Annotated in this window: 6 protein-coding genes; 5 read left to right on the top strand and 1 reads right to left on the bottom strand. The window is 68.0% G+C overall.

All coding sequences use genetic code 11. The features are described 5' to 3' along the window. Positions 1-834, bottom strand: an 834-nt coding sequence (locus ACYQ7X_RS17285; RefSeq protein WP_459698323.1) for a GntR family transcriptional regulator, incomplete at its 3' end; no start/stop codon positions are given. Positions 835-1,168: 334 nt separating this feature from the next. Here ACYQ7X_RS17285 and ACYQ7X_RS17280 point away from each other — a divergent pair. The 5 genes from ACYQ7X_RS17280 to ACYQ7X_RS17260 all read left to right on the top strand — a co-directional run. Next, the gene (locus ACYQ7X_RS17280) at positions 1,169-2,272 is read left to right on the top strand and encodes a BMP family ABC transporter substrate-binding protein (RefSeq protein ID WP_459698322.1); all 1,104 of its coding nucleotides are present in this window, start codon (positions 1,169-1,171) and stop codon (positions 2,270-2,272) included. Between the two features lie 10 nt (positions 2,273-2,282). Continuing rightward, positions 2,283-3,365, top strand: a complete 1,083-nt coding sequence (locus ACYQ7X_RS17275) for an ABC transporter permease (protein WP_459698321.1) — start codon at positions 2,283-2,285, stop codon at positions 3,363-3,365. A 2-nt stretch (positions 3,366-3,367) separates the two neighbouring features. After that, a complete protein-coding gene (locus ACYQ7X_RS17270; RefSeq protein ID WP_459698320.1) occupies positions 3,368-4,294 on the top strand; it encodes an ABC transporter permease in 927 nt (308 codons plus the stop codon). Between the two features lie 13 nt (positions 4,295-4,307). Further along, positions 4,308-4,985 (top strand): biuret amidohydrolase, encoded by a 678-nt coding sequence (biuH, locus tag ACYQ7X_RS17265; RefSeq protein WP_459698319.1) that lies wholly within the window; start codon positions 4,308-4,310, stop codon positions 4,983-4,985. Further along, positions 4,982-6,197 (top strand): ABC transporter ATP-binding protein (locus tag ACYQ7X_RS17260; protein WP_459698318.1); only part of this gene is annotated, 1,216 nt, incomplete at its 3' end. The genes biuH and ACYQ7X_RS17260, both read left to right, overlap by 4 nt.

Here is a 6,197-nt window from a genome sequence, read left to right as displayed (position 1 = left end):
GGGCTCTGCCGTGGCGGCAGCATCCGGCCGGCTCTCGCGCCGGCCTCCATCGGTCATCTGTTGCGGCGGCAAATATTCCGCGGAAGCGGCGCCAACCAGGGTGACATGCGCGCGCATCGCCTGGGCGGCGCCTTCGGCTTCGCCCCGCATGATGGCCTGCACAACCTGATCATGCTCGGCCCAGGAGCGGGCGAGGCGGCCAGGGAGGTGGAACTGCGCGCGGCGGAAGGGCAGCAGGCGGTTGCGCGTGCTGAGCGCCAGATCCCGCAGATAGTCGTTATGCGCGCCGTCATAGAGCACTTCGTGGAAGCGCCGGTTGGCGGCCTCGTAAGCCTCCGTCGCGCCCTCGCGCACCAGCCGGCGGGATTCCTCGTGAACCGCGGCGAGATAGGCGCGCTCGGCGGCGTTCATGGCCGCTGCGGCAAACCGCGCCGCTGCCGCTTCAAGCTCCGCCATCACCGCGAACATGCTGTGCAGATGTGCGTGCGAGAGCAGCGTCGCGATGACGCCGCGGCGGGGCAGGCGCTCGGCAAGGCCCAGGATGCAGAGGTGATTGAGGGCTTCGCGCATGCTGGTGCGCGAGATCGCGAAGCGGGCGGCAAGCGCCACCTCGTCCAGCGCCTGGCCCGGGCGGATGGCGCCGCGCACGATCGCGTCCGAGAGCACGCGCACCACGCGTTGCACGCGGGAGAGGGTCACCAGGGTCGCCGCGGCAGGCTCCTCGAAGGCAAGGTCGGTTGCCGGCGGCACCGCCGCCAAGGCGGCCGGCGGCGGGGCCTCAAGGGCCTCGGCGGCAAGGGGGGCGGTGAGGTCGGAAAAGGATCGCGTGTTCATCGTCGTCTCCCAGGCAAAATCCAAGCCAGCCGAGTGTCAACCCTCGCCGGGCGAGGCCGGCGGCCCGGGTGGCGGCACGTCCGGGCGTCGAGCTACGGCGCGCTATCCGAAATTCGGAAAATGCCTCCTAAATGCATACAAAATAGGCATCTGAGTGTTAATAGGACACAAATATGGGCGAGGCTTGGCGCTTGCCCGCCGATTGCGCGCTAAAAAGGCGCAGCAGGGCAGGGCTTCGGCAGCGGAGCCCGTCGCGCGGCCGCTGGCACAGGGCTTGCTGAACTCCCTCGCGTCCATCCACGCAAGCCCAGCCAGGCCAAGGAGAGTGATCCTGATGACCAGCATGCCGGTTACGCGCCGCGCCGCGATCTTCGGTGCCGCGGCCACCGCCGCGAGCCTCGTGGCCCGAGAAGCCGAAGCCGCGCCTTTCACGGTGGGTTTCATCTATGTCGGCTCGACGAATGATTACGGCTACAACCAGTCCCACGCCGAGGGCGCGGCGGCGGTGCGCAAGCTCGCCGGTGTCAAGGTCGTCGAGCAGTCGCGCGTGCCGGAAACCGTCGCCTGCGACAATGCCATGGCCAGCATGATCCATCTCGACGGCGCCTCGCTGCTCTTTCCCACCTCCTTCGGCTATTTCGATCCCTATGTGCTGAAGGCCGCCAAGGCGAACAAAAGCGTCAACTTCATGCATTGCGGCGGCCTGTGGAGCCCGGGCGATCCGATCAACGCCCATTCCTATTTCGGCTATATCGACGAGGCGGTGTACGTCGCCGGCATCGTCGCCGGCCATATGACCAAGACCAAGAAGTTCGGCTTCGTCGCCGCCAAGCCGATCCCGCAGGTGCTCCGCAACATCAACGCCTTCACCCTGGCCGCGCAGTCGGTCGATCCGTCCATCACCACCAAGGTGATCTTCACCGGCGATTGGTTCATGCCGGTGCGCGAGGCGGACGCGACGAACAGCCTTGCCGATCAGGGCGTCGATGTCATCACCTGCCATGTCGATAGCCCCAAGGTGGTGATCGAGACGGCGGAGAAGCGTGGGCTCTTCACCTGCGGCTATCATACCGACCAGGCGCCGCTGGCGCCCAAGGGCTACCTCACCGGCGCGGAGTGGAACTGGACCTATCTCTATCCAAAATGGGTGGGCGAGATGCGCGCTGGCCAGACGCTGCCGAATTTCATCCGCGGCGGCTTTCGCGAGAACTTCGTCAAATCCTCGCCCTACAACGCCATCGTGCCGGCCTCGGTGCGGGCGCAGGCGGATGCGGTGCGCGATCAGTTCAAGGCAGGAACGTTCAGCATCTTCAAAGGGCCGATCAAGGACAATAAGGGCAATACCATCCTCGCCGCGGGCCAGGTTCTGGGCGAGCACGACAAGACGCTCGAGTCGATGAGCTATCTGGTGGCCGGCGTGACCGGCACGACAAGCTAGGCCGCCGCCGGTGCCCGCCCGTCTGCTCGGCTTCGTCGAGGCGGCGCTGGCGCCGCTGCTCGCGATCATCGCGACCCTCGTCATCTTTGCGGTGTTCCTCGGCGTCGCGGGCGTCAACCCTTTGCAGGCCTATGGGCTGATCTGGCTCGGCGCCTTCGGCTCCTGGTTCTCCTGGCAGAATACGCTCGTGCAGGCGGCACCTCTGCTGATGACGGGTCTTTGCATGGCGATCCCGGCGCAGATCGGCCTGGTGGTGATCGGCGGCGAGGGGGCCTTCGTGCTCGGCGGGCTTGCCGCGGTCGCGGCCGGCCTTGCCGCAGCGGGCGCCGGGCTGCCGCCCGTGCTCGCCGATCTCATCATGGCAATTGCCGGCATGGCGGCCGGCGGCTTGCTGATCGCTGCTTGCGGGGCGCTCCGCCAATGGCGCGGCGTCAATGAGACGATCTCGTCCCTGCTGCTCGCCTATATCGCGATCGCGGTGATGAACCAGCTTGTCGAAGGGCCGCTGCGCGATCCCGGCAGTCTCAACCGCCCCTCCACGCGCACGCTGCCGGATGCCGTCATGCTCGGCAATATCCCGGGCAGTTCGGTGCATGTCGGCCTCATTTTCGGCTTGCTCGCCTGCTTTGCCGCCTGGGCCTTCATCTTCCACACCCGTTATGGTTTCGCGGCCCGCATCGTCGGCGGCAATGCGCGGGCGGGGCGCGTCGCGGGCTTGCCGGTCACGCGGCTCGTGCTGCTCTTCTGCTCCCTGGCCGGCGCGGCGGCTGGCCTCGGCGGCATGGTGGAGGTGGCGGCGGTGCAGGGGGCGGCAAGCGCCGATCTCGCGACGGGCGCCGGCTATACCGGCATCCTCGCCGCCTTCCTCGCCCGGCAGAACCCGCTCGGGCTCATTCCGGTGGCGATTCTTCTCGGCGGGCTCGATGCGGCAGGTGGCTATCTGCAGCAGCAGCTCAACCTGCCGGACGCCACCATGCTCGTGCTGCGCGGCTTTCTCTTCATCATGCTGCTCGCCTTCGAATCCCTGCAGGGCCGGCTGCGGCTTGCCCCGCTGTTCCGCTTCAAACTCCGCGCATTGGCGCCAGGAGAATGACAATGGCCGCTGCGGCTCTGGGCTGGTGGGGGGTGCCGCTTGCGGTCTTCGCGGGCGCCATCCGCGTCTCGACGCCGTTTCTCTTCGTCAGCCTCGGTGAGGTCGTCACCGAGAAATCCGGCCGCATCAATCTCGGCCTCGAAGGCATCCTGGTGATGGGCGCGATGGCGGGCTATGCCACGAGCTATCTCACCGGCTCGCCTTGGCTCGGCGTGCTGGCGGCCGGCGCCGTCGGCGGCCTCCTCGGCCTTCTGCACGGCGCTATCTGCGGCCTGCCGCGGGTGAACGATATCGCCGTCGGCATCGCGCTGATGCTCTTCGGCACCGGCCTCGCCTTCTATCTCGGCAAGCCCTTCATTGAGCCCAAGGCGCCGAACCTGCCCTCCCTGCCGCTCGGCGCCTGGAGCAGCCTGCCGCAGGTGCGGGCCGCGCTCTCGGTCAATGCGCTGTTCTTCCTCGGCGTCGCCATGGTGCCGCTGCTCCGCTGGATGCTGGCCAATACCGGCCTCGGCCTCACCATTCGCATGGTGGGGGACAGTGCCGAGGCGGCGCGTGCCATGGGCTATAACGTCAACCGCGTGCGGCTCTGGGCCACCGCCTTCGGCGGCTTCATGGCCGGCATCGGCGGCAGCTTCCTCTCCCTCTCCTATCCCGGCAGCTGGAACGAAGGGCTCTCCTCCGGCCAGGGGATCACCGCCGTCGCGCTCGTCATCTTCGCGCGATGGAACCCGGTGGTCTGCCTCTGGGCCTCGCTGCTCTTCGGCGGGGCGAGCGCGCTCGGCCCCGCCTTGCAGTCCGTCGGCGTTACCCAGGGCTACTACCTCTTCAACGCCGCGCCCTACATCCTGACCCTGATCATCATGATCATCACCTGCGCCCCGGATCGCAGCCTGAAAGGCGCGCCCGGGGAACTCTCCATCACCAAGTGAGGCGAGCCAAGGCATGAACACCGTCCAGTCCGACCCCTATCCTTGGCCGTTCGACGGTCTTTGGGCGCCTGGCGATACGGCGCTGATGATCATCGACATGCAGACGGATTTTTGCGGCGTCGGCGGCTATGTCGATGCCATGGGCTACGATATCGCGCTGACCCGCGCACCGATCGGGCCGATCGGGCGGGTGCTGGCGGCGATGCGGGCGCGGGGCTTCACCATTATCCATACGCGGGAGGGACACCGGCCCGATCTCGCCGACCTGCCGGAGAACAAGCGCTGGCGCTCCCGCCGGATCGGCGCTGGCATCGGCGATGCCGGCCCCTGCGGCCGCATCCTGGTGCGCGGCGAACCCGGTTGGGAGATCATCCCGGAACTCGCCCCCGCACCGGGAGAGATCGTGCTCGACAAGCCGGGCAAGGGCAGCTTCTGCGCGACCGATCTTGAGCTGATCCTCCGCCTGCGCGGAATCCGCAACCTTATCCTCACCGGCATCACCACCGATGTCTGCGTGCATACGACGATGCGCGAAGCCAATGATCGTGGCTTCGAATGCCTGCTGCTTGCCGATTGCTGCGCGGCGACCGATCCCGCGAACCATGCCCAGGCCTTGCAGATGATCAAGATGCAGGGTGGCGTCTTCGGCGCGGTCGCCACATCCGAGCAGGTCCTGGCGGCGCTGTCATGACCGCGCCGTCGCTCGACGTCATTGGCATGACGAAGCGCTTCGGCGCGCTCACCGCCCTCGATCAGGTGTCGATCCGCGTCAAGGCAGGAACGGTCTTCGCGCTGCTGGGGGAGAACGGCGCCGGCAAATCCACCCTCGTCAAATGCATCATGGGCTTCTATCGCGCCGATGAGGGCGAGATGCTGCTCGACGGGCGGGAAGTCACGACCCGCAACCCGCGGGAGGCGCAGGCCCTCGGCATCGGCATGGTCTATCAGCACTTCACCCTGGTGCCGTCGATGACGGTGCTGGAGAACCTCACCATGGGGCGCGAGGCGCGGATTGGCCCGATCGACTGGCGCGCCGAGCGGGCGGCGCTTGCCGCCTTTCTCGAGACCATGCCCTTCACCGTGCCGATCGACCGGCCGGTGGCGAGCCTGGCGGCCGGGGAGAAGCAGAAGGCGGAGATCCTCAAGCAGCTCTGGCTCGGCTCCCGCTTCCTGATCCTCGATGAGCCGACCTCGGTGCTGACGCCGCACGAGGCGGACGAGATGCTCGGCCTGCTGCGCGGCATGGTGGAGGCGGGGCGGCTGACCGTCCTCATCATCACCCATAAGTTCCGCGAGGTGCGGGCCTTCGCGGACGAGGTGGCGGTGCTGCGCCACGGCAAGCTCGTCGGCACCGGCACGGTGGCGGAACTCGGCGTCGATGCCATGGCGCGGATGATGGTGGGGGAACGCGAAGCACGCGAGACAGCGGCGCGCGAGAGCATCCAGCCCGGCGCCGCGATCCTCGCCCTCGATGCCGTCTCCGCCCGGGATGATGCCGGCATGCCCGCCCTGCGCAGCGTTTCGCTCGCCGTGCGCAAGGGGGAGATCCTCGGCATCGCGGGGGTTTCCGGCAATGGGCAGACCGCCCTCGTCGAGGTGCTCGCCGGCCAGCGCCGCCACGAGGGGATGGTGCGGGTTCATGGCGAGCCCTATCGGGCGACGCGCGCCGAGATGCTGCGCCACAAGCTCGCCCTCCTGCCCGAGGAGCCGCTGCGCAATGCCTGCGTCGGCCGCATGACGGTCGCCGAGAACATCGCCTTCCGCAGCTTCGACCAGCCGCCCATCAGCGCAGGCGTGCGCCTTCGCCATCGGGCGCTGCAAGCGCATGCGGTCGATCTCATCGGCCGTTACCGGGTGCGCACGGCAGGCCCCGGGGCGCCGATCGCCTCGCTCTCGGGCGGCA

The organism is Acidisoma sp. C75 (assembly GCF_054665095.1).
The sequence above is the reverse complement of the archived record's forward strand: the minus strand, read 5'-3'. Positions and strand labels throughout refer to the sequence as shown.